Here is a 19,906-nt window from a genome sequence, read left to right as displayed (position 1 = left end):
ACGCCGTAGTCCCTTAGAAGGAACTTTTCAATGCCATCTCCCACGTTGTCCAACGTCCACGTCAACGCGCCGCTCACTAATATGTCGGTGGCGTATGTCCAGAACCAAGACCACTTTATCGCCGATAAGGTGTTCCCGAACATCCCCGTCACCAAGCAGTCGGACCGCTACTACGTTTATAGCCGCGCCGACTTCAACCGGGATGAAATGCAGGAGCGCGCGCCCGGTACGGAATCCGCCGGCGGAGGCTACAGCCTCGACAACACGCCGACCTATTATGCCCCGGTCAATGCCTATCACAAAGATATCGATGATCAGATCCGCGAGAACTCGGATTCGATACTCGGTCCTGATCGTGACGCAACGATCTTCGTCACCCAGAAGGCGCTCATTCGTCGGGAACGCCTGTGGGCGATGAAGTATTTCCAGACCGGCGTCTGGGCTACACAGGCCACGGGCGTGGCTTCCGCACCCGCCGCAGGCCAGTTCATTCAGTGGAATGACGCCGGGTCAACCCCGATCGAGGACATCCGCGCCGCAAAGCGCAAGGTTCTCGAACTGACCGGCTTCGAACCGAACAAGATCACGCTGGGCAAGGCCGTCTATGATGCTCTGGTGGATCATCCTGACATCGTAGATCGCGTGAAATATGGTCAGACCCCCGGCAAGCCTGCCCAAGCCAATGCCAGCACGTTGGCGCAGCTTTTCGAACTTGATGAAGTGCTTGTGTCCAAGGCAGTCTTCAATGCCGGAGCTAGGGGAGCCGACTATACGGATAGCGCAACGAAGGAAAAGAGCCAGTTTATTTCCGGCCCGAATGCACTGCTTGCTTACGTCACCCCGACGCCGAGCATCATGCAGCCGACCGCCGGATACACCTTCTCGTGGTCCAACTGGTTCGGTGCCACCGGCATGGGCTTCCGGATTAAGAAGTTCCGCATTGAGACACTGGAATCAGACCGTGTGGAAATCCAGATGGCCTTCGACCAGAAGGTCGTCGGCGCTGATCTTGGCTATTTTTTCGCGAATGCGGTCGCCACGGTCTAATCGGTTCCCCCAAATCTGAGGACGGCGCACCTCTTAAGCAATAGCACGCGCCGGATAACTTCCATTTCCACTATATCGAGGATGAACCACAATGGCCCGAGCGACTTGGCGGCATGAATTCGAGAGAGACCGCGATTTCGTGGTGTTTCGCCGCCCCTTGAAAATCTGCGGCGAAGAGTTCGCGCCGGGAGCGCCATTCGACAAGACGATTGTGCCGACGCGCAAGCTCCGGCAGTTATTTGAAGGGCATAGAATCGTCTTTGCAGATGTCGAGAAACCTGGCGCGCTGCCTGTTCATGATGGCGCGCGTGACGTGATCCTAATCGGATCGAGCGTCCTTGCATCAACCTATGAGATCGCGGGCAAGACGGTGCAGCTTGGTGATATCGTCGCTGCGACGCACGAACTTTCCGGCAAAACGGTCGCGGAATGGAACGAACTGCCCGACGATGAGCGCGAAGCGCTGCTTCGCTTGGAATTCGACCGCTTGCTCACGCAGGTTCCCAGTGGCGGTCCAGTCGATGCCGTGAAGCTCTCACCGCCCGTTGATATCCCCGACAACTGGCGCGACCTGACGTGGCAAGAGCGCCGAAGCATTGCGTCAAAGGTCAGTGATTTCCCAATCAAAAACGGTGGCGACGCCGACGCGGCGATTGAATTGGAACTGGAGCGTCGGGAAGGGCAGGGCGCGGAATGAGCGGACCTCTCTTATCTGGAAGTCTGGCGAAGGCCATATTCCAAGGCTTTAAGGGCAAACTCCTGACCGGACAACTCCGCCAGCAAGCCGCCGCTGGTGTCGATGAATACGGCGATCCCATTCCCGGCGCGGTCACGCTCCACGCTATGCAGGGCTTCACCGACGAATACGATGATGCTTACCGCGCTCGCGCCGGAATTCCAGAAACTGATTTGATCGTAAACATCTTCGCGCAAAGCCTTCCAGCGGGCATACAGCCGGGGAAGGACGACAAAGCCCAATTCCTTGGGCAGTGGTATCAACTCAGGGCCGTAAAGACCGATCCGGCAACTGCCCTTTGGGTGTGTCAAGCCTTTAAGGTGGATGCGCCGTGACCGTTGAATGGAGCGGAGACGCCATTCTCACCAAAGTTCGGGCCGCTGCCATGCGCGGTGTCGTCACCGGGACAGGGGGCGTTCTCGAGGAGGGCACGTCATTGATTATGGATGGCGAAAAGACGGGTCGCATTTATCGTCGGCGCAGCGTCAAGCATCAGGCTTCAGCGCCAGGCCAAGCGCCAGCGAGCGATACTGGTCGCCTCGTCCAATCAGGGCGAACGGAATATGACACACAGGAACTCAGCGGCACGGTGAATTGGTCAACAGGCTATGCCGAGGCGCTTGAACACGGGAGCGAGAACATGGAGCCACGCCCATACGCTCGCCCGGCACTCGCCAATCGCAAGGATGCAATCGAAGCCGCAGTTGAGGACGAGATCAAGGCGGTGCTTCGATGAACGCGCCTGTCCTGAATGTTCTGCCCGGCCTCTATGCCGCCGTTGTGGCCGTTCCCGCGATCACCTCGAAGCTTGGATCGTTCAACGGCGCGCCATCGGTGCACACGCGCCGGCCAGTGCCATCCGGGGCGACCTATCCGATGATCACTATCGGCCCTGTCATCACGCGAAGCGACGAGGACGGAATCACCGATCACAAGCCTGTCGTCGTGCTTGACATCAATATCTACGGCCCGCAACCGGACAGCTACCGAAACGTCGAGGCGGTTGCCGATCTCATCTATTCGCTGTTCCACCGCCAGGCGCGCAGCTTCACGGTCGCGAATTATCAGGTGTGGATGGTCACATGTTCCGGCCCGTCGCCCGCTCCCGTCGATGATGAAAGTCGAGTCGGTCGTCGCGTGACGCTTACGATCCGCCTCCGCGCACAATAGCAGTTTCGGCCCGGTCGCCCGCCGGTCCGCATTCAGAAACGCCGCCTGGGCAGCGGTACTCGGCCCGCAGCGATTGCGCGCCAGTCCCTTAGATGGAGCCCTTATCATGGCTGACCTATATCCTATCGCCGGCAAGAAGATGTACATCGGCGGCCCAATGGCATCTCAGGCGGCGGACTTCACTGCTGCTGATTACGCATCCCAGACTTGGACGCTCATCGACGGCTGGGAAACCATGGGACCGGTCGGCGATGCCGTTGCCCTTATCACGACGCCCCTCATTAACCGTGGCCGGGATGTCAAGCTCAAGGGAACGGCAAACGCGCCCTCGATGCAGAACAATTTCGCTGTTCTCCCCGGTGATCCGGGGCAGACTGCACTCATCGCAGCCGGTCAGCCAAGCAATAAGAATAACTTCGCCTTCAAGATCGAGGGCGATGATGCTCCGGTGGGCGGCACGCCATCTCAGCGCCTGTTTATCGGGCTGGTGATGGGTACGCCTGAGCAGGGCGGTACGGCCAACACCGCAGACCTGATGCAAGGCACAATCGAAATAAATTCCAACATAGTGAAGGTGGTAGCGGCGGCTGGACCATAGGCAGCCAACCCCATCGCGCCATTCATTCAAGGAGAACTAAATGGAAATTCAATCCCTCAAGCGCGATTCCGCAGCAGCAAACGCCGGGCAATGGGTCGATGACATCCCCGGCATGGGTGATATGAGACTTCGGGTTCGCGGGCTGTCGAGCTCTTCCGTCATAGCCCTACGCTCGCGTAAGGAGCGGAAGGTTCCGCGTGATCAGCGCGAGCGCGATGGTTCGCTCAAGCCAGCCGTCGCATTGGTCATTTTCGGTGAAGTGTTGCATGAAGCCGTTCTTCTTGAGTGGGACGGCCTCACAAATGGGGGCGTAGCGCTTCCCTACGACGCCGGGCTTGCCAAAGAATGGCTGACGAATCCCGACTTCGCCGCATTCGCTGATGCCGTGACCTATGCCGCCCAGATCGTTGATCGTGGGACATCCGAGACACAAGGCGAACTGGAAAAAAACTCCAAGAGGTCGCCCGCTGGCAAATTGAGTGGGGCGACCGGGCAGAAAGCCTGATTGAGAGATATGAGGATCGCGGCGAGGCCATTCCCGAAAACCTCTACTGCCCGCCCGTATTGGCTGGGTACGAGGAATGGATTTCAGCCTTCTGGGAGCTATCGACCGAAAGGCAGATTGGTTTCGCAGCGGGCCCAATCCCCGGTTCCGCGATCTGCCGGCGCTGTGAAGAGATGGGCATTGTCGATCTGGACGAGATAGCCTCATTTCGCGGCGCGATCCGGGCAATGGATCGGGTCATCCTCGCGGACTTGAGCGATAGCCCGCAATCTTCGGGCGGCACAAGCTCGAAGCCGCATGTGTCGAGCAGACCGATGACGTTCGAACTGTTCGACGTGATGTTCGATGGTGCGCGGTAGGTCGATGGGTTTCAGGGATGTGAGAGCGCAAATATGGACAGGAGAAAACATGGAAAAGAAAGAAAAGGCGGACGAATGCCCGCCAGTCGATTTTGATCAGTTGAACTCAGACATTCGCGTTCTTTTTAATGATCTCAAGACGCGCATGAATTCTATTCGACAACTCATCGTCGCCCTGCCCGAGACGGGAGATGCCGTCTAAATCAGATGGGGTAATGATCCCTTTATTGAGCAGGGTGGCGTACAACGCCAAAAGAAGGGCGGTATCGGCAGAGAATTGTCTGTGCCCCTCTTCGACGGTCTCCGAAAGCTTCTTTGTGACATTCGTAAGCGATTGTATCAGGTTTTCACTCATTCCAAGCCTCCATTTGCTAGCCCGGCCAATCAAACCGAGTCGCAACCGGGAGTCGAGGGCAAAGAAAAACCCGCCGAAGCGGGCAGGGAGGTCAATCGAAGGGATGATTATTCGCCTGGGTGAATGTGATGCTTGCGCCGGTCATTCCGCTCCCAGAAATAGGCGTAAGCCCAACCGCCCGCTGCAATCGACAGCGGCAGCACCACGAATGCGAATATCTGCAAGTTGGTCATGACAGCCTCCGTAGGACGCGTTTACCCGATAAATGTAGTACACCGGCGGTGAAAAGCCAACACACGGCGGAAATGACAAAGGGCAGCAAGTTCGCAGCCATGTTCGTCGGCGCGTAAAGAGCAGCGGCAATCGGGGCAAAAACACCAACTGTGATGCAGGATGTGGATGCCCTGTCAAAGGTGTTCGCTATGTATTTCGTTTGCTCGTTATGGATGAGGCTCATTCGTCACCCTTGAGGTAGCCGCGATCAGCCAAACTGTTCCGAATCTCTTCGAGGCTCGCGCGTAGGTCGTCGTCGGCGTCGTCTTTAGTCTCGAAGAGTTTAATGATGGCGGTTGAGAAGGCGAGTTGGTCGCTGTTGCTTATGGGAACACCGCGGAGGAACTCGCCCCCGATGTGCGTGATGGTTTCGATGGCTTCCGAAAGCTCATTAAAGGCCAAGCCGCGATTGATCAGGAGGCGAACGGCTTCGGGGCGTGAAATCTCAAGGGATGAGGAGATATCATCTACAGGCCCTAGGATTTCGGGCTGGAGACGAACCAAGACAGGCTCGCCTTTTCCAGTGGCCGGTCTGCCTCGTGATTTTATGATATCATTTTTTTCTTGATCGTTCATGGAATTACTGATATCAAATAATCAGGCCGATGGGAAGCGTCAACTTCCACACCGGCCCTAACCGAAGACTGATCACTGGAGGATCAATCATGGCTATCCGCCTTATACCGCTTTCATACATTCCACGGAACCCCGATGTCGCTGCATTCCTCGCACGACGTGAGCGCGACACTGGTGCCGCTTTCGCTGTCCCGGCAACCCCGCGCCCGGTTATTCAGGGCGGTGCGGCGAAGATGGAAGTGGCGTGATGTTGGACCTTTTTGCTCCACAGATCGACCCGGAAGCGGTCTATTCGAATCGTCTTCGCATTCACCGCGTCGTAGGCGATGGCATGTATCCCCGGCTTCGGGATGGCTTCGATTTCGTGCTCATTAAGCCTGTAGGCGAGGGAACATACCTGTTCCATAACGGCATCGGACCGGAACTTTACTGCGTTGCCAGCACGATGGACGGGAAGCGAGGGCTGCGACTGTTTCGCGATAATCCCCACTATTCCGATGGGTTCATGACTCTTGAAGATTTTGAAGGATGTGTACTCGGAATAGTCGTGGCGGATGTTAAAATCCGCAATTCTCGAATGCTCGCGGCTGCTTGAGGGAGAAGAGAATGAAGACGAACGGCAAGGTGGCAAAACTGCCCGGTGCGGATTATGGCTCGCAAGAAGCTCTATCAAACAGGATCGCGCACAGCGGTCCTGCCATCATCGACGCCGCGCGCTTCGTGACGGACGGCGCAGGTGACTTTGAAGCGGCGATGAGCGAAGTGGCAAAACGTTGGCCGGGCCTCGGGCTGCCGGAAATCGCAATATTGAACTTGATCGTGACGGCGGTTCTTGAAGATCGGATTACGCAGCTTGAGGCAAACGACTGAGCCAAACCGGGCTTAATCCGACCCCCATTCATTAAGGCGCCCTACGGGGCGCTTTTCTATTTGAACGGGTCGAGCGATTTCGCTTTCATTCCTTTGGTGGTCTGCCTGTCTATAGTGAGTGTGTAGACGCCCGCTGGAAACCTGTACGGCGCGCAACGCAGGAGTGCTCGTCTTAACGATTCTCCAATCGCTCTTGAAACGGGGCCTTTGGCGTACTCTTTCGCGGTTATGTCAATCAACAGTCCGCTGGCATCAATCTCAACAGCCAGAACGAAGCGCTTATTCTCTTCGAATCCAGACGGCGGGTTCCAGCACCTGAATACCTCTTCGGTAAAGCCGGCATCATCAGCCCCCACAGCCGATGTGGTTAAGGCAGCCAATAGCGCAGCGCTAACAGCAATTTTTCTCATGTGAGCCCCCCTCTGTTTCCCCAACGGCGGGACGCTATCGCACGCCATATGAAAGGTAAAGCCATGGACGTTGCAGGTCTCGTGAAGGTCAAGGTGCAAGCTGATCTGTCCGAACTGGATCGGGGCTTTTCCGAAGCCCGCACCAAGTCCGGCGCATTCGACCGTGAAGCATCGCGCGCCTTCCGGGGCGTCGATGCCGCGGCGAAAGATGCCGGTCGTAGCATCAAGGGCGTTGCGAGCCAAGCGGCAGCCGCCAATGACAATTTCCGCGTCATGGGGGCGTCGTCGCGCTTTGCCGCCGCCGGGATGCAGCAGATGATCGCTGCCGGAGCAGCGCTTGGAGCGGCAAGTTTGGCGGCCTTCTCCGTGAAGCCGATTTTCGAGTTTCGTGATGCGATGGCCGAAGTCTCGACGCTGGTCGATACCTCGACTTTCGATATGGCTGGATTGGAAAAAGCAGCGCTCAAGCAGGCATCTGCTTTCGGCGGGGGTGGAGCGGCGCAGGCCAAGGCTTTCTACCAGATCATTTCCGCCGGTGCATCGAGCGCGGGCCAAGCCACGGAAATCTTGACCGCCGCCAATAAACTCGCTGTGGGTGGCGTGACCGATGTCAAGACGGCGGCAGATGGCTTGACATCCGTGCTCAATGCCTATGGCAGCAAAGTGGAAAATGCCGCGGCGGTTTCCGATGCGCTCTTTATTGCTATGCGAGCCGGCAAGACGACGATTGGCGAATTGTCTTCCAGCCTTGGCACAGTTGCCCCTCTATCCGCACAGACGGGCGTCAGCTTCGATGAATTGACAGCGGCTATCTCCGCGCTCACCAAGGGCGGCATAGCCACATCCGAAGCTGTGACCGGCGTTCGCGCCGTACTCGCCGCCGTCGCCAAGCCGACTGATGAGGCATCCAAGGCGGCACAGGCGCTTGGCCTTGATTTTACAGCGGCAGGTCTAGCGTCGAAGGGCTTTGCGGGGTTTATCGAGGAAATCCAGAAAAAGACGGGTGGCAGCACGGAAGCGCTGTCTACGCTCTTCAGTGGCGTGGAGGCTCTTGTGCCAATCATGGCGCTCTCCGGACAAGCTGGAGTGGATTTCACCGCCATTCTTGAGCAGATGCGCGAAAAGGCTGGGGCGACAGCGGAAGCATTTGCGAAAATGGAAGCGTCTCCCGGTTTTCAGGCCGGTCGTATGTGGTCCGCGCTTCAGGCCGAGGTGATAGGTGCCGGCGGCGCGCTGGACGCATTGGTTCCGCTAATGAAGGCTGTGGCTGACAACATGCATCTGATCGTCACGGCTGCTGCAATCTTCACAGCCGGTCATCTGGTGGCGGCTATTGTCCCCGTCATCGCCCAGATCGCGGCGCTGACGACGGGCATGGGAGCAGCCGCTATCGCTGCTCGCGCTCTTTCTCTGGCGATGGCCTTCGTCGGCGGCCCATGGGGTTTGGCAGTCACTGCGCTTGCTGCGGCATTCCTACTCCTTCGCGACAACGTAAGTGCAGCCGAACAAGCGACCATGGATGCCAAGGCGGCCTATGACATCAACGAGAAAGCGTTGAACAACAGCAAGGCTGCGTCGGAAGGATACACTGCGGCGCTGCGAAACCAGATCGCAATGCAGGTCGAAGCGGCTCGTACCGCGTCGATTGCTGCCCTCGCCGATTTTGACGCCGCGTCGAAGCGTCGAGCCGCCTTCGAAGTGATGACCGGTCTACGGTTCGCGCCCTTGGTGTTCGCCGAGAACCAAGCCGCCAAAGAATCGCAGGCCATGACCGAAACCCTTTGGAAGCTGGAAGACCAGCTTGCGAAGGTTGACGGAAACCTCAAAAAGACAACCACTACCAGTGCGGCATCTGCTGTCGCCTTGGGTGAAATCGACAAAGCCGCTGAAAAGGCCAAAAGCAGCTATGACGAAATCGTCCGCAGCGCAAACGAGTTCATCGCGGCGCAGCAACTGGAGGCGAGCGCTCTCGGCCTAACAGAACAGGCCGCAAGCCGCCTTCGCTTTGAACAAGACCTCCTCAACCAGGCCGCCAACGATAACCTCAAGCTCACGCCGAAGCAGAAGGAAGAATTGATGGGGCTTGCCGCTGGCATGGCGGCGGCTGAGGCTGAAACCAAGCGCCTTACCGACGCCTATGATTTCCAGAAGAATGTTTTGAAGGGCGTTTTCTCTGATTTCCGGAGCGCACTGGACGATGGAAAGCTCTCCTGGCAGGACATGGGCAATATCGCGATCAGCGTACTAGACAAGATTACTGACAAGCTGCTCAATGATGTGATCGACGCTATCATGCAGGTGAACGGTGCGGGAAGCGGTGGGGGCGGCTTCCTATCTGGCCTTCTTGGCATGTTCGGCGGAGGCGGTTCGCCCTTTGCGAATAGTGGGCAACTCGCGGCAGGCTTCGCATCTGGCGGCGGCCTGTACGCCAATGGCGGGGTGTTTAGCGGCGGCAATGTCATTCCATTTGCGAATGGCGGCGTCGTGGGCGCCCCGACGCATTTCCCAATGTCAGGCGGTCGCACCGGATTGATGGGCGAGGCGGGGCCGGAAGGGATTTTGCCGCTTCGCCGGAACAGCCAAGGGCAACTCGGTGTGATGGCGTCCGGGGCCGGAAACAGCGGCGGCGATGCTCAGAATGTCCATGTGACTGTGGGCGTCGAGGTAGACCAGAATGGCAACCTAAAAGCCTTCGTCAAGGACGTGGCGCGGCAAGAGGCTGTCGGAACAAGCGGCGCCATGATAAATCAGTTCAGTCGGCAAGTCATGCCGGGCCGCGTCAACCAGATCATGGGCGACCGGCGGGCCGTGGGGTGAGGAAATGGCGATCATCTTTCCGCTCTCCATCGCCGCGCTTGCCGACAAGCTCCCCATCGAATCCGTTGACTGGAAATTGATGGAACAACAGGAGCTATCAGGCCTTGGCAGCGGGGAAGTCCTCGCTGCTGATCTAGGTCCGCGCCTGTGGGAGGCGCAGGCGCAACTTGGGCAGACCTACAACGATGACGCGGCGGAATTGCAAGCCCTGTTCGAAACGCTGGATGGGGCGATCAACCCGTTTTACCTGTACGATCCGAGAAAGCCGTTCCCGCGATCCGATCCGACGGGAGCCATCCTTGGGGCGACCAAGCCGAAAATCTCATCCATCGGCAGCAATATGAAGTCGATGAGCCTTGAGGCTCTGCCCGATGGATATGTGCTGTCGGTGGGGGATTATCTGGCGTTCGACTATGGCACAAACCCGGTTCGTCGGGCGCTTCATCGGATATGCGAGGCGGCAACGGCTAATTCGTCTGGCGTGACACCGGTGTTTGAGGTTCGCCCGCACGTCCGGCCCGGCGCGACCGTTGGCACGGAAGTCATGCTGAAAAAGCCATCGGCCAAGGTCATCTTGATACCGAAAAGCTTTAGCGCGCCAAGCGCCGGGGCTTTGACCTCGACCATTTCCTTTCAGGTCCGGCAAACCCTATCGCAATAGGTGAGACATGCGTTCTGTCGATATAGCCACGGCAGCGGCCTATCAGTCGCGCCGTGCCCATATCCCGCGCTATTTCGTGTGGATCGAGGCGAAGAACCGCTCCACCGGCGGATTGGAAATGATGGGGCTATGGAACGGGGAGGATACCGTTACCGTGACCGTGGTTGACCCCGGCACAGGCTTGCCCTCAACGCGGGTTTATCATGCCGGCGGCTCACTCCTGAATATTGATCCGATTCCGGCTGTTTCGGATCTTTCGGTTCGCACGATCCAGATTGGGCTTTCCCAGATCAACGCGGCGGTGCAGCAGGCAATACGTGGATACGACGTGCGCTTGGCGAAGGTGCAAATCCATCGCGGGCTTCTCGATCTCGAAACGCGGTTGCTCGTCGGGAATCCGCTCTCGCTCTGGGATGGGCAGGTCAATGGCGCTCCCGTTGACACGCCGGCCGTCGGGGAGGAAGGCGGAATAGCCCTCAGCGTCGTATCGCATACCCGCATGTTGACACGGACCAATCCAGCCAAGCGGTCGGATGAAACCCAGAAGCTTCGGGGAGGCGACCGCGCCCGGCGCTATTCTGGTGTCGCCGGTGAATGGGCGTTTTGGTGGGGAGAGGAAAAGAAGACATGATACGGCTATCCGGTTGGCGCCCAGCACTCCATGATTATGTGCTGTCCGTTTGGCGAAATTCACTCATATGGGGTGAATATGATTGCGCCTTATTTGCCGCCGATGCCATCAAGGCAATGACCGGCGAAGACATCGCCGCGCCGTATCGAGGCAGGTACAAGACGCTCATTGGCGGGCTGCGGCTGTTGAAAAAGGATGGCTTCGCCAACCATGCGGAATTCGCAGCCTCTCGCTTCGAGGAAATCCATCCGTCCCATGCCCAAATTGGCGACATCGCTGCCGTGAAGGTGGATGACGCGGCGATCTACGCCCTTGGCGTGGTGCAGGGCGCGCGCATCTATGTGCTCCATCCCGAGACAGGGATAGGCACCATCGACTTGCTCGACGCCGAAAGGGCTTTCCGGGTCTGATCATGATGAAGCTGGTTTTCTTGACCGTCTGGTTCGTCCTGGCGGCGACGATGCACGCCCATGCGGGTATTGTTGTTGGCGCGATCACGGCTCTCTTTGGCGCGATCAGCAGCTTGGGGGCGCTCGGGCAGTTTATCCTTGGCGTTGCCCTCACGGTCGGTAAATCGCTGATCCAGCGCGCGCTTGCCAAGGATCAGAAACAGAAGGTCGCGGGCGTCAACGGCCAGCTCCGCGTCGGCGGCGACAATCCGCTGTCCTTTATCGTTGGCACTTACGCGACCGCCGGCACGCTCGAATACGTCAACACATGGGGGAGGTCCGGCGATACTCCGAATGCCTATCTCACGATGGTCATTTCGCTGTCTGACCTGCCCGTCACGGCGCTCCGGCCTCGGATATGGGTCAATGGTGAGCCATGCACCATCGATTTCAGCGATGCGAGCTATGAGCAGGGATTCCCGGTCAAAGAATTCTCGCTGGACAAGGGCAAAAATCACCTCTGGGTGAAGTTCTACGACGGGAATCAAACCGTCGTTGATCCCTTCCTTAGCTCCCGCTTCGGCGGCGACCCCGACCGCCCATGGCAGGCCGATATGGTCTTCCGTGGTGTGGCCTATGTCATCGTCACATCGAAGGTGAACCGCGAACTTTTCCCAGGTGTGCCGCAGTTCAAGTTCGAGGTTGATGGCATCAAGGCCTATGACCTTCGGAAGGATTCCACCGTCGGCGGCTCCGGCCCCCAGCGCTGGGAGGATCAATCCACCTGGGAGTTTTCGCGCAACCCCAAGGTCATCGCCTACAACGTAGCTCGCGGCATCTATTACCAGGGTCAGTGGGTATATGGCGGCCAAAACATGTCGGCGGCGCGGCTCCCGGCCTCGTCGTGGATGGCCGCGATGAACGAATGCGATGTGCAGGTGCAGCTTGCCGGTGGCGGCACGGAAGCGCAATTCATCGCGGGCAGCGAGATCACCGTAGACATCGAGCCGCTTGATATCCTTGATGAGTTGGACAAGGCCTGCAACGGCAAGACGGCGGAAATCGGCGGCATCTACAAGACGCATGTCGGTGCTCCTCCTTTGCCAGTCTATGCCTTCACTGACGAGGATGTGGTCATTACGAAAGGGCAGAGCTTCGAGCCGTTTCCCGGCTTGGAGAGCACCTTTAATGGCATTCAGGCGACCTATCCCGAGCCTGAGGAGGCATGGGGCAGCAAGGACGCGCCGCCGCGCTACAACGCGGATTATGAAGCCGCTGATGACGGTCGGCGCTTAATCGCTGACGCCACATTCCCGCTGGTGCCCAATGGCCGGCAGGTGCAGCAGCTCATGCTGTCGATGATCAACGATTCCCGGCGCTTCCGGCAGCATAATTTCTTCTTGCCGCCCGAGGCGTGGCTGCTGGAACCGGTCGTGGATGCTGTTGCATGGTCTAGCGCCCGCAACGGATATTCCAACAAGCTGTTTACGATTGGCTCTATGGTCGATCACCCGAACTGTTTGCAGGAGGTGGCGCTCAAGGAATCCGACCCATCGGATTACGATTGGTCCGCGTCCGACCAGTTGCCTTTCACGTCCGGCTATCTCGGTTCGATCCGGCCTCCAGCTCAAATGATGACTGGCTGGCAGGTGGCGCCCGCAACGATCTATGACGCGGCTGGCAAGGCGCGACGGCCATCCATTGAGGTGTTTTTCGCCGGCAAACTCGTTGATGTGCGTGCAGTCCGGGTGCAGGTCAGGCTCGCTGAGGATGGGTCGCAGTCGTTCGACGGCGAACTCCCGTACGGCGATCCGGCGACCAATCCGGACCCGAACTCAGTAATTCTCAACGGCACGTTACTGCCAGACGAAGATTATCAGGTGCGCGGCATTTTCGTGCCGTACTCGGGCCGCGCCACTGCATGGTCAGCATGGTTGCCGGTCAAAACGCCGAACGTCCTACTCGGGCGGGATGATGTCTATTTCGATGTCGATATCGAGGATTTAGGCAAGGGCGCAAAAGAGACGCTGGAATGGCTCGGCTCTTCGCTCCGCTATGTGCAGGAAGAGCTTGACCGCATCGGCAACATGGCGTCGGAGCAGGACGCCGGGAACTATTTCGACAAGCAGCAACTGCGCACGGAAATGTCGCTCACGGCCAAGGGGCTGCGAGCGGATTATTTACTTCAGATCACCACCGCTATCGGTCCGGACTCAGCCATCGTGTCACGCATCGAACAACTGGAGGTGCAGGTCAACGAGGATATCGCCAAGGCCGTCGATCTGCTTTCGGCGGAAATCGCGACCGTCAACGGTCAGGTTGTCGCCAATTCCCAGGCAATCACGGCGCTCAGCACCACAGTGGCCGGTATCTCGTCCAGTGTGACCATTCGCGGTCAGGCGCAATCCTCGCCCGGTGGGGGCTGGGCGCGATGGGGCGTCGAGGTCAAGACCGGCAGCAATGGTCAGTGGTCAACCGGCGCATTTGCCATCGACACCAACGGCGAACGAAGCCGGGTGGTGTTTCTGGTGGATCAGTTCATGATTTCGGACCCGTCTGGCAATGTCGTCAACCCGTTCATTTTTCAGGGCGGTGTCGCCTACATGGAAAACGCCCGCATCGGCAACGTGATCTTCAACCAGCTTTCGTCCGCCAACGGGAAACTCATCATCCGCGGCAGCGGGAATTTCGCAGATATAAGGCTGTTCAGATGACCTACATGGGGGTTGGTTGGAAGCCCGGCTACGGGCCTGTCGTTAAGGTAATGAAGAATGATGCTGACGATTATCTGACAACGCCAAATTCGGACTATGGCCGCTTCCTGTTCAACAGCGAGTTGCAGGCGATATCGTACGTGAAGGAGCCGTGGAAGACCACGCTGAACACCGCCTATGCCGCCGGCTATACCGATTTAGGAGGCAACGCGACGACGTGTATGCGGTCGATTGGCCGGACGGATATATCAAATTTGCACTATTACTTACCTTATGCTTTCCCACAGACACTATTCCGGGGGGATAATTTTGTCCCCTTGGCGGAGGCGCGGCTGCGCAACACCGCAACTGGGCGTGTTACGGCGGGAAATCGTAGCGCGCAATGGGTGGCAAAAGAGGCGAGCTACCAGAGTGGCATCATGACAGCATACCAATTTCCGTATGCCATGATGCAGATGACGAATTTTGCAACCTATGGCGACTGGCGCGGGCGTATGGACCCTCGCTTTTCAGGGCGACCTGGCCAATGGGTGGTTAGATATGGAAGCTATCTGGACGGACGAGACGGAGGCCGCCCCCCCGATATTACAGAGGGATCATACCAAGGCAACTCGTCTCCTGTAATGGAAATGATAACCTATTGGTGGGACCTGCCCGCTGATAGCAGCCCCATCCCCAATCCATCGCTGCCGCCACAGTCCGGGCAGGAGAACGTTCGGCTTGATTGGATGGGATCGAATGAATGCGTCATCACGCGCCCAGGCTATACGGTGGCAAATTCCAGCGGCCGCCAGCGCATCATCGATAGCACACGCAATCCGCCCCTCTGTCTCATGGCGGGCGAGACCGCATCATTCGCTCCCGGCGGTTCGGTCTTCGTGCCGGCGCCTCGCGGGATAACCCTGTCAGAAGATTGCGTCGTGGAGGTCATGGCTCGCGTGACCGGTGCCGCCCAATATGTGCCGGCCATGATCATCTCGGGGTATACGCCGGATTATAATGTGGCTTTAACCTATTCCGTGAGCGCTGGCGGCGTTACGTTTTATAACGAGGGTCAGGCGGCGCTCACGGTGCGCTATGCGGTGTTCGGTGTCGATTTCCGTCCGCCATCCACGGGTGGCAACCTGACCTTCTATCGCGGCAATGACGGCGCGCAGGATTTCATCCAGATCAAAAAGCCCGGCACATCGGACACCGCGCCGCTTCCGAACGATATCCTTCTCGATACCCGGTTCCCGACGCTGCAGATCGTCTCTGAGGGGTGGCTGCCCCTTTCTGCATTCAACGAATCGCCAGACAGTCAAGAATGGGGAAACGTCGCCAAGACGGTCAGTTTCACCAACAGCGGGTTCTGGCCTTACCTCAAATATACCGTCAATTTCCCCGGATGCATCCTGCCGCCGATGTTCGGGCAGATTTATCACTACCCGAGCGGCGGCTATAACCACCAGCCGACGAACCAGAGCGCGATTGCCCGCGTCGAAGATAATTACGTCAAATTTCATCTCTCGCCGGGCAACCCGAGCACAATGACACGACCAGAAGGCAAGGCGTGGCAGCTTAACTTCAACTACCCCGACCCGCTTGGCATCCGCTATTATATCTTCGCCATTCCCCGCTGACCAACCCCCCCCCAATTTAGCTCTGCACACCCCGCATCTCGCGGGAAGGAGAACGTATGGAAAATCAAGAATCACCGCTCCGCATAGAGGTGGAGGCCGTCGCAAACGAAGCGCTGGCGACGGTGGAGCACCTCAAACAGCGCAATCTCATCCTTGCCAGCGAGTTGATACGGACGCGACGTATTGCGGAGGTGCTGCGCGCGGAGAATGAGCAACTGAAGGCAGGCTTGCCAGATGACGACGGTGGGGAGGAATAGCCATGGCGATCCGCCCAGACTGGACGGTCGGCACGATTACACTGACCTCCGGCTCGACCGATTTTACCACGACCGGCTCATCTCTGGATACGGCGTCCCTGCAGGCGGGCGATGCGGTCATAACCCCCACCGGTCATTTTCTGATCATTGCCTCCATCACAGGTCAGAATGCAGGGACGCTTTTCCTGCCGTGCCCGACTGAGGCAGCAGGGACAAATTTGCCGCTGCGCATCCGATATCAGCCGGACGGCAGTCGCTATCAGGCCGCGATCCGTGATCTTCTGGTGGCGCTCGCGAACGGCAATCTCGATTCCATCGCCAAGCTCACGCTTGAGGTGGGGAATTACCTTCGCGCCGCCGGTCCCGGTGTGCTGGAGGCAGTCGATGGCAAAAATCTGGATGCGTTGCGGGCGCTAGCGGGTACGCAGGATGTCGTGCCGTATTTTACCAGCCCGGACACGATGGCGCTAAAGTCGTTGTCCGAATTGGGAATCAACGATCCTCACGGCAACCTGACGAAGCTCGCCGATCTGGCGAAGGTCGACAATCTGACGGTACTTGCAGCGCTGACCTTGGGTGCAAGGCAAATTCTGCAAACCGATGCGAATAGCGATCTGAAAACCGTCGCGCTTGCGCCAAACCGATTGTTGCAAACCGATGCGAATAGCGATCTGACCTTTTCGGACATTCGCACCTACGCGCGTTACGATTGGATCATCAACGGCGATTTCCGTATCAACCAGCGGAATGGTCTTAAAAAGCCTGCCAACGGCGTTTACGGCTATGATCGCTGGAAAGGTCACGCAAACGGCATCGAGCAACCCGTCGAGGCGCTCCCAGGCGGAGAGTACACCCTCACGTGGACTGGCGGCGGTAATGGGGCGTTTGGCGGCGTGACCAAGGCGTCTCCCATCAAAGCCACGGTCGGGGGCGGCGATACATCAGTTGTGGTGCCGGAAACGGCGGCCAATGTATCGCTCGTGCTTGGCGACGCCACGGACAGAGACCCGTGGGCATCGCGCTCCCCGGCGTTGGAGCTACTCCTCTGCTATCGCTATTGCCGACCTTTCCGATTCAAAACGCCATCTGACGCTGGATCGAGCAAAACCTACTTCCGCGGTTCGGTGGGATCGTGGATCGGGATGCGGGCCGTGCCGAGTTTTACCGGACGAGTGTACGACGATGCCGATGTTACTCAGAGCGGTGTGATCTCCGTCAACAGCGATGGGACTATCTACGTGTCGACCAACAATAGCTACTCCAACACACTGACCTGCACCAACGGACTACTGGACGCGGAGATTTATTGATGATCGAGGCTGCAAAATATACCGAAAGCGGCGCTATCGTCGCCGTTATCAACAGCGTGGAAGTCATAGTCCCAGACGACGTGGACAACGGCCATCGTCAGATGCTGGCCGGGTGGGAGGCGTCCGGGAATCTCATCGAGCCATACTCGATGCCGGTGGCGACGATAATCTCCGCCTATCGCACTGCAGTGCAATCGCTCATCGATGCCCGCGCCGCTGAAAGGCAATACGACAGCGGCGCAACCCTCGCCAGCTATGTAAGCTCGACCGTGCCGGAATGGCAGGATGAGGCGAGGGCCTTCGTTGCATGGCGCGATGCGGTGTGGGCCTATGCGCTGACAGAACTCGACAAAGTTCAGGCCGGGGAGCGCCAGCAGCCGACCGTTGAGGCTTTTCTGGCCGAACTGCCAGCGTTCGAGTGGCCTGAAGCTCCTACCGCCGCATAGCCAATCCATGCTTTACTGATGCCATCGGGGAGACTGCGGGCGGATGTCCAGGCTCGCATGAGTCAGCTTTCCAATTCCCCGACATCCGCCCATTTCCCTCCATCTTAAGCCGTCCGTGCGGCGGCATTTGCCGAAAGCGTAATCCATGAAACTCGCTCCCGACTGGAAGCGGGTGCTCCGCCGTGCATGGAGCGTCCGCCTGATTCTGCTCGCCGGTATCCTGTCCGGCGTCGAGGTTGCGTTGCCGCTGATAGGTGACGCCCATCCCATCCCCACCGGTGTGTTTGCAGGTGTGTCGCTGTTGGTGACGGCGGCGGCTTTCGTGGCGCGGATCGTAGCCCAGAAGGAATTCAACGATGAGTAAACGTGCAAAAGCCGCGCTAGCATCTGGTCTAGGGCTAGTCGTCTTGACCGCCACCTATCTGACCGTTCCGTGGGAAGGGGTCGAAAATCGCGCATACTGGGATAGCCTGGGAAGGGTTTGGACCGTCTGCGCCGGCGAAACGAAAGGCGTGAAGAAAGGCGATTACTATACTGATGCCCAATGCCTGAAAAAGCTCGAGACCCGGCTGGAAAAGGATTTCCGGCAGCCGCTCCGGAAATGCATCGGCACGTTCGACGCGGCTCCTATTAGCGTCCAGGCGTCCATGCTCGACCTCTCCTACAACATCGGCACCGGCGCAGCCTGTTCATCCACGGCGGCAAGGCGCATGCGGGAGAGGGTATGGGAGGGTGCGTGCCATGCAATGACGGCATTCAACCGCGCTGGGGGGCGGGTTGTCGAAGGGCTTCGAAAACGCCGGGAATATGGGGATGCCCAGCGCATAGGCGAGCTTGAGCTTTGCCTCGCGGGGCTGCGCTGATGTTCGGGATTTTCGATTATCTCAAACTCGGGATCGGCGCCGCTGCCGGCGCCAGCCTCATGCTGGCATATAACGCCATGATCCATGATCCCATGATCCACCGCGAGGCCCGGCAGGGATATATCCTTGAAGCTCAGAAGACTGCGCTCGAGGCGCAACTGGCAGAACGCGACCGCCAGGTCAACGCCGGGCAGATCGTCATCGACGCCTATCAGGCGCAGTTAAAAAACGCCCGCGAGACAGAGCGGGCCAAGTCCGAACAGGCAGAACAGGAGATCGCGGCCTATGAGAAACGGCTTGTTGATGAGGGTCGCACTTGTCGGCTTGGCGTCGATGACATTGAGTTCTTGCGCCGGTGGCGGACTGAAAGAGGCGGCGACGATCCAAGGGCAATCGCAGGCGCGGGTCACCCTTCCGCCATTGCCGACCGATTGCCATGTGCGGGAGACCCATGCGCCGCTGACAATCGGCGCTGAGGTGTTGTCGATCCTCAAGCGGGAAAGACAAGCACTCGACAGACAGAACGCGCGTACGGGTCGCTGTGCGGATTTCTATGACGGGCTAAAAGGAGGGCTGCAATAGTGTCGTCAGAAATCCAATGGTTGATAGGTGTTTCCGTGGGCCTGATTGTCGGCTTCGGAACTACGCTAATTGCGGCTTTTCGGTCACTCTCGAAGTCTCGCGAAGAGGGGGATAGCGCCCTCCATGCCCGCATCAATACTGTCCGTGATGAATATGTCCGCCGCGTCGATCTTGACGGGCAGATAAATCAGCTTCGCGAGGGGCTGAAGGAACTGCGCGACGAAACCCGCGAAGGTACACGCGAAACGAACAAGCGGCTGGACGCAGTCCTAGCGGCGCTGGGGACAGGTCGGCAACGCCAGTCCTAGATTTGCCTTTTTTCTCCAACCCCGCGGCCCGTGATGGGTTGCGGGACTTTTTGCGTTTCATCGAATTTTAACCATATAATTCACTGAACGCTAAGTATAATTAGAAGATCAAAATATTGACCATTGCTTAATCTCCCTCAAGAAATCTTAAATACAGATGTTGTTTTGTATTATTTTGAGGGGGCGATATGACAGATGACGACAATACCAATGTGCACCTATCCTACATTGCTGAAATGCTGCGCGAGCTATGTCAAATCGCCGCAAACGATGGTGACAAGGAACTTGCCTATTTTCTCGATATGGCGGTGATTGTGGCGGAGGGGAGAGAGTAAGATCGAGTGGCGCAGCCAGATCAACCGCGCCAACTGCGCCGCCTGCCACCCCATAGCCGTGCCAATTCGGAT

Annotated in this window: 29 protein-coding genes; 25 read left to right on the top strand and 4 right to left on the bottom strand. The window is 58.1% G+C overall.

The window, feature by feature from the left end; genetic code table 11:
- The first annotated feature begins 30 nt into the window (after window positions 1-30).
- From C7477_RS03455 to C7477_RS19470, 8 genes are all read left to right on the top strand, one after another.
- On the top strand, window positions 31-1,047 hold the full coding sequence (locus C7477_RS03455; RefSeq protein ID WP_110749017.1) for a major capsid protein: 1,017 nt from the start codon (window positions 31-33) through the stop codon (window positions 1,045-1,047).
- Between the two features lie 91 nt (window positions 1,048-1,138).
- Entirely contained in the window at window positions 1,139-1,744 is a 606-nt protein-coding gene (locus C7477_RS03450) for a hypothetical protein (RefSeq protein ID WP_110749015.1), read from the top strand.
- The gene (locus C7477_RS03445) at window positions 1,741-2,118 is read left to right on the top strand and encodes a hypothetical protein (RefSeq protein WP_110749012.1); all 378 of its coding nucleotides are present in this window, start codon (window positions 1,741-1,743) and stop codon (window positions 2,116-2,118) included. Before C7477_RS03450 ends, C7477_RS03445 begins: the two co-directional genes overlap by 4 nt.
- Entirely contained in the window at window positions 2,115-2,519 is a 405-nt protein-coding gene (locus C7477_RS03440) for an HK97-gp10 family putative phage morphogenesis protein (RefSeq protein WP_146226058.1), read from the top strand. The genes C7477_RS03445 and C7477_RS03440 overlap by 4 nt, the downstream gene beginning before the upstream one ends.
- Window positions 2,516-2,953 (top strand): gp17 family tail completion protein, encoded by a 438-nt coding sequence (locus C7477_RS03435; RefSeq protein WP_110749008.1) that lies wholly within the window; start codon window positions 2,516-2,518, stop codon window positions 2,951-2,953. Before C7477_RS03440 ends, C7477_RS03435 begins: the two co-directional genes overlap by 4 nt.
- Window positions 2,954-3,059: 106 nt before the next feature.
- Window positions 3,060-3,551 (top strand): hypothetical protein, encoded by a 492-nt coding sequence (locus C7477_RS03430; protein ID WP_110749005.1) that lies wholly within the window; start codon window positions 3,060-3,062, stop codon window positions 3,549-3,551.
- A 40-nt stretch (window positions 3,552-3,591) separates the two neighbouring features.
- Window positions 3,592-4,056 carry a hypothetical protein gene (locus C7477_RS03425; protein ID WP_110749003.1) on the top strand — a complete coding sequence of 155 codons (465 nt, stop codon included), beginning with the start codon at window positions 3,592-3,594 and terminating at the stop codon, window positions 4,054-4,056.
- Complete coding sequence (locus C7477_RS19470; RefSeq protein ID WP_425373507.1) at window positions 3,972-4,415, top strand: phage tail assembly chaperone; 444 nt, start codon at window positions 3,972-3,974, stop codon at window positions 4,413-4,415. The genes C7477_RS03425 and C7477_RS19470 overlap by 85 nt, the downstream gene beginning before the upstream one ends.
- 106 nt (window positions 4,416-4,521) lie before the next feature.
- Here C7477_RS19470 and C7477_RS03415 read toward each other — a convergent pair whose 3' ends face one another.
- From C7477_RS03415 to C7477_RS03410, 3 genes are all read right to left on the bottom strand, one after another.
- Window positions 4,522-4,770, bottom strand: a complete 249-nt coding sequence (locus C7477_RS03415) for a hypothetical protein (RefSeq protein WP_110748999.1) — start codon at window positions 4,768-4,770, stop codon at window positions 4,522-4,524.
- A 107-nt stretch (window positions 4,771-4,877) separates the two neighbouring features.
- A complete protein-coding gene (locus C7477_RS19345) occupies window positions 4,878-5,003 on the bottom strand; it encodes a hypothetical protein (RefSeq protein ID WP_281032512.1) in 126 nt (41 codons plus the stop codon).
- Between the two features lie 220 nt (window positions 5,004-5,223).
- Window positions 5,224-5,619, bottom strand: coding sequence for a hypothetical protein (locus C7477_RS03410; protein WP_146226057.1), 396 nt, complete (start codon window positions 5,617-5,619; stop codon window positions 5,224-5,226).
- 89 nt (window positions 5,620-5,708) lie between these two features.
- Here C7477_RS03410 and C7477_RS18895 point away from each other — a divergent pair, with 89 nt between their 5' ends.
- From C7477_RS18895 to C7477_RS03400, 3 genes are read left to right on the top strand one after another with little or no spacing between them, the layout of a single operon-like run.
- Entirely contained in the window at window positions 5,709-5,867 is a 159-nt protein-coding gene (locus tag C7477_RS18895; protein ID WP_181418329.1) for a hypothetical protein, read from the top strand.
- The gene (locus C7477_RS03405; RefSeq protein ID WP_110748995.1) at window positions 5,867-6,214 is read left to right on the top strand and encodes a hypothetical protein; all 348 of its coding nucleotides are present in this window, start codon (window positions 5,867-5,869) and stop codon (window positions 6,212-6,214) included. Before C7477_RS18895 ends, C7477_RS03405 begins: the two co-directional genes overlap by 1 nt.
- Before the next feature lie 11 nt (window positions 6,215-6,225).
- Window positions 6,226-6,489: a hypothetical protein gene (locus tag C7477_RS03400; RefSeq protein ID WP_110748992.1), complete on the top strand. Its 264-nt coding sequence runs from the start codon at window positions 6,226-6,228 to the stop codon at window positions 6,487-6,489.
- A 56-nt stretch (window positions 6,490-6,545) separates the two neighbouring features.
- Here the strand turns inward: C7477_RS03400 and C7477_RS03395 are convergent, their stop codons facing one another.
- Window positions 6,546-6,899, bottom strand: coding sequence for a hypothetical protein (locus C7477_RS03395; protein WP_146226056.1), 354 nt, complete (start codon window positions 6,897-6,899; stop codon window positions 6,546-6,548).
- A 63-nt stretch (window positions 6,900-6,962) separates the two neighbouring features.
- Between C7477_RS03395 and C7477_RS03390 the strand changes: the two genes are divergently transcribed.
- The 14 genes from C7477_RS03390 to C7477_RS18885 all read left to right on the top strand — a co-directional run bounded on the left by C7477_RS03390 (window position 6,963) and on the right by C7477_RS18885 (window position 19,834).
- Window positions 6,963-9,716 carry a phage tail tape measure protein gene (locus C7477_RS03390; RefSeq protein WP_181418328.1) on the top strand — a complete coding sequence of 918 codons (2,754 nt, stop codon included), beginning with the start codon at window positions 6,963-6,965 and terminating at the stop codon, window positions 9,714-9,716.
- Window positions 9,717-9,720: 4 nt separating this feature from the next.
- Window positions 9,721-10,377, top strand: a complete 657-nt coding sequence (locus C7477_RS03385) for a hypothetical protein (protein WP_110748986.1) — start codon at window positions 9,721-9,723, stop codon at window positions 10,375-10,377.
- A gap of 7 nt (window positions 10,378-10,384) precedes the next feature.
- A complete protein-coding gene (locus tag C7477_RS03380) occupies window positions 10,385-11,008 on the top strand; it encodes a hypothetical protein (RefSeq protein WP_110748984.1) in 624 nt (207 codons plus the stop codon).
- On the top strand, window positions 11,005-11,418 hold the full coding sequence (locus C7477_RS03375) for a DUF6950 family protein (protein ID WP_110748982.1): 414 nt from the start codon (window positions 11,005-11,007) through the stop codon (window positions 11,416-11,418). Before C7477_RS03380 ends, C7477_RS03375 begins: the two co-directional genes overlap by 4 nt.
- A gap of 2 nt (window positions 11,419-11,420) precedes the next feature.
- Window positions 11,421-14,111 carry a phage tail tip fiber protein gene (locus C7477_RS03370; protein ID WP_110748980.1) on the top strand — a complete coding sequence of 897 codons (2,691 nt, stop codon included), beginning with the start codon at window positions 11,421-11,423 and terminating at the stop codon, window positions 14,109-14,111.
- Window positions 14,108-15,733 (top strand): hypothetical protein, encoded by a 1,626-nt coding sequence (locus C7477_RS18705; RefSeq protein ID WP_146226055.1) that lies wholly within the window; start codon window positions 14,108-14,110, stop codon window positions 15,731-15,733. Before C7477_RS03370 ends, C7477_RS18705 begins: the two co-directional genes overlap by 4 nt.
- Before the next feature lie 56 nt (window positions 15,734-15,789).
- Window positions 15,790-15,990, top strand: a complete 201-nt coding sequence (locus tag C7477_RS03360; RefSeq protein ID WP_110748976.1) for a hypothetical protein — start codon at window positions 15,790-15,792, stop codon at window positions 15,988-15,990.
- Between the two features lie 2 nt (window positions 15,991-15,992).
- Window positions 15,993-17,300: a hypothetical protein gene (locus C7477_RS03355; protein WP_110748974.1), complete on the top strand. Its 1,308-nt coding sequence runs from the start codon at window positions 15,993-15,995 to the stop codon at window positions 17,298-17,300.
- Window positions 17,300-17,746 carry a hypothetical protein gene (locus C7477_RS03350; protein ID WP_110748972.1) on the top strand — a complete coding sequence of 149 codons (447 nt, stop codon included), beginning with the start codon at window positions 17,300-17,302 and terminating at the stop codon, window positions 17,744-17,746. Before C7477_RS03355 ends, C7477_RS03350 begins: the two co-directional genes overlap by 1 nt.
- A gap of 145 nt (window positions 17,747-17,891) precedes the next feature.
- Entirely contained in the window at window positions 17,892-18,110 is a 219-nt protein-coding gene (locus tag C7477_RS03345) for a DUF7940 domain-containing protein (protein WP_110748970.1), read from the top strand.
- Window positions 18,103-18,609, top strand: a complete 507-nt coding sequence (locus C7477_RS03340; protein ID WP_110748968.1) for a lysozyme — start codon at window positions 18,103-18,105, stop codon at window positions 18,607-18,609. The genes C7477_RS03345 and C7477_RS03340 overlap by 8 nt, the downstream gene beginning before the upstream one ends.
- Window positions 18,609-19,085, top strand: a complete 477-nt coding sequence (locus C7477_RS18890) for a hypothetical protein (RefSeq protein WP_181418327.1) — start codon at window positions 18,609-18,611, stop codon at window positions 19,083-19,085. The genes C7477_RS03340 and C7477_RS18890 overlap by 1 nt, the downstream gene beginning before the upstream one ends.
- 105 nt (window positions 19,086-19,190) lie before the next feature.
- The gene (locus tag C7477_RS03330) at window positions 19,191-19,499 is read left to right on the top strand and encodes a hypothetical protein (protein WP_110748965.1); all 309 of its coding nucleotides are present in this window, start codon (window positions 19,191-19,193) and stop codon (window positions 19,497-19,499) included.
- A 188-nt stretch (window positions 19,500-19,687) separates the two neighbouring features.
- Window positions 19,688-19,834, top strand: coding sequence for a hypothetical protein (locus tag C7477_RS18885; RefSeq protein ID WP_181418326.1), 147 nt, complete (start codon window positions 19,688-19,690; stop codon window positions 19,832-19,834).
- Window positions 19,835-19,906 lie beyond the last annotated feature (72 nt).

Source organism: Paramesorhizobium leguminum (assembly GCF_003217235.1).
GTDB classification, from domain to species: Bacteria; Pseudomonadota; Alphaproteobacteria; order Rhizobiales; family Rhizobiaceae; genus Paramesorhizobium; species Paramesorhizobium leguminum.
The sequence above is the reverse complement of the archived record's forward strand: the minus strand, read 5'-3'. Positions and strand labels throughout refer to the sequence as shown.

What these genes read in the sequence shown, in the direction of transcription:
- C7477_RS03455 (WP_110749017.1), top strand. Translation starts at nt 31, where the DNA reads ATGCCATCTCCCACGTTGTCCAACGTCCACGTCAACGCGCCGCTCACT.
- C7477_RS03450 (WP_110749015.1), top strand. Translation starts at nt 1,139, where the DNA reads ATGGCCCGAGCGACTTGGCGGCATGAATTCGAGAGAGACCGCGATTTC.
- C7477_RS03445 (WP_110749012.1), top strand. Translation starts at nt 1,741, where the DNA reads ATGAGCGGACCTCTCTTATCTGGAAGTCTGGCGAAGGCCATATTCCAA.
- C7477_RS03435 (WP_110749008.1), top strand. Translation starts at nt 2,516, where the DNA reads ATGAACGCGCCTGTCCTGAATGTTCTGCCCGGCCTCTATGCCGCCGTT.
- C7477_RS03430 (WP_110749005.1), top strand. Translation starts at nt 3,060, where the DNA reads ATGGCTGACCTATATCCTATCGCCGGCAAGAAGATGTACATCGGCGGC.
- C7477_RS03425 (WP_110749003.1), top strand. Translation starts at nt 3,592, where the DNA reads ATGGAAATTCAATCCCTCAAGCGCGATTCCGCAGCAGCAAACGCCGGG.
- C7477_RS03415 (WP_110748999.1), bottom strand. Translation starts at nt 4,770, where the DNA reads ATGAGTGAAAACCTGATACAATCGCTTACGAATGTCACAAAGAAGCTT.
- C7477_RS19345 (WP_281032512.1), bottom strand. Translation starts at nt 5,003, where the DNA reads ATGACCAACTTGCAGATATTCGCATTCGTGGTGCTGCCGCTGTCGATT.
- C7477_RS03410 (WP_146226057.1), bottom strand. Translation starts at nt 5,619, where the DNA reads ATGAACGATCAAGAAAAAAATGATATCATAAAATCACGAGGCAGACCG.
- C7477_RS18895 (WP_181418329.1), top strand. Translation starts at nt 5,709, where the DNA reads ATGGCTATCCGCCTTATACCGCTTTCATACATTCCACGGAACCCCGAT.
- C7477_RS03405 (WP_110748995.1), top strand. Translation starts at nt 5,867, where the DNA reads ATGTTGGACCTTTTTGCTCCACAGATCGACCCGGAAGCGGTCTATTCG.
- C7477_RS03400 (WP_110748992.1), top strand. Translation starts at nt 6,226, where the DNA reads ATGAAGACGAACGGCAAGGTGGCAAAACTGCCCGGTGCGGATTATGGC.
- C7477_RS03395 (WP_146226056.1), bottom strand. Translation starts at nt 6,899, where the DNA reads ATGAGAAAAATTGCTGTTAGCGCTGCGCTATTGGCTGCCTTAACCACA.
- C7477_RS03390 (WP_181418328.1), top strand. Translation starts at nt 6,963, where the DNA reads ATGGACGTTGCAGGTCTCGTGAAGGTCAAGGTGCAAGCTGATCTGTCC.
- C7477_RS03385 (WP_110748986.1), top strand. Translation starts at nt 9,721, where the DNA reads ATGGCGATCATCTTTCCGCTCTCCATCGCCGCGCTTGCCGACAAGCTC.
- C7477_RS03380 (WP_110748984.1), top strand. Translation starts at nt 10,385, where the DNA reads ATGCGTTCTGTCGATATAGCCACGGCAGCGGCCTATCAGTCGCGCCGT.
- C7477_RS03375 (WP_110748982.1), top strand. Translation starts at nt 11,005, where the DNA reads ATGATACGGCTATCCGGTTGGCGCCCAGCACTCCATGATTATGTGCTG.
- C7477_RS03370 (WP_110748980.1), top strand. Translation starts at nt 11,421, where the DNA reads ATGATGAAGCTGGTTTTCTTGACCGTCTGGTTCGTCCTGGCGGCGACG.
- C7477_RS18705 (WP_146226055.1), top strand. Translation starts at nt 14,108, where the DNA reads ATGACCTACATGGGGGTTGGTTGGAAGCCCGGCTACGGGCCTGTCGTT.
- C7477_RS03360 (WP_110748976.1), top strand. Translation starts at nt 15,790, where the DNA reads ATGGAAAATCAAGAATCACCGCTCCGCATAGAGGTGGAGGCCGTCGCA.
- C7477_RS03355 (WP_110748974.1), top strand. Translation starts at nt 15,993, where the DNA reads ATGGCGATCCGCCCAGACTGGACGGTCGGCACGATTACACTGACCTCC.
- C7477_RS03350 (WP_110748972.1), top strand. Translation starts at nt 17,300, where the DNA reads ATGATCGAGGCTGCAAAATATACCGAAAGCGGCGCTATCGTCGCCGTT.
- C7477_RS03345 (WP_110748970.1), top strand. Translation starts at nt 17,892, where the DNA reads ATGAAACTCGCTCCCGACTGGAAGCGGGTGCTCCGCCGTGCATGGAGC.
- C7477_RS03340 (WP_110748968.1), top strand. Translation starts at nt 18,103, where the DNA reads ATGAGTAAACGTGCAAAAGCCGCGCTAGCATCTGGTCTAGGGCTAGTC.
- C7477_RS18890 (WP_181418327.1), top strand. Translation starts at nt 18,609, where the DNA reads ATGTTCGGGATTTTCGATTATCTCAAACTCGGGATCGGCGCCGCTGCC.
- C7477_RS18885 (WP_181418326.1), top strand. Translation starts at nt 19,688, where the DNA reads ATGACAGATGACGACAATACCAATGTGCACCTATCCTACATTGCTGAA.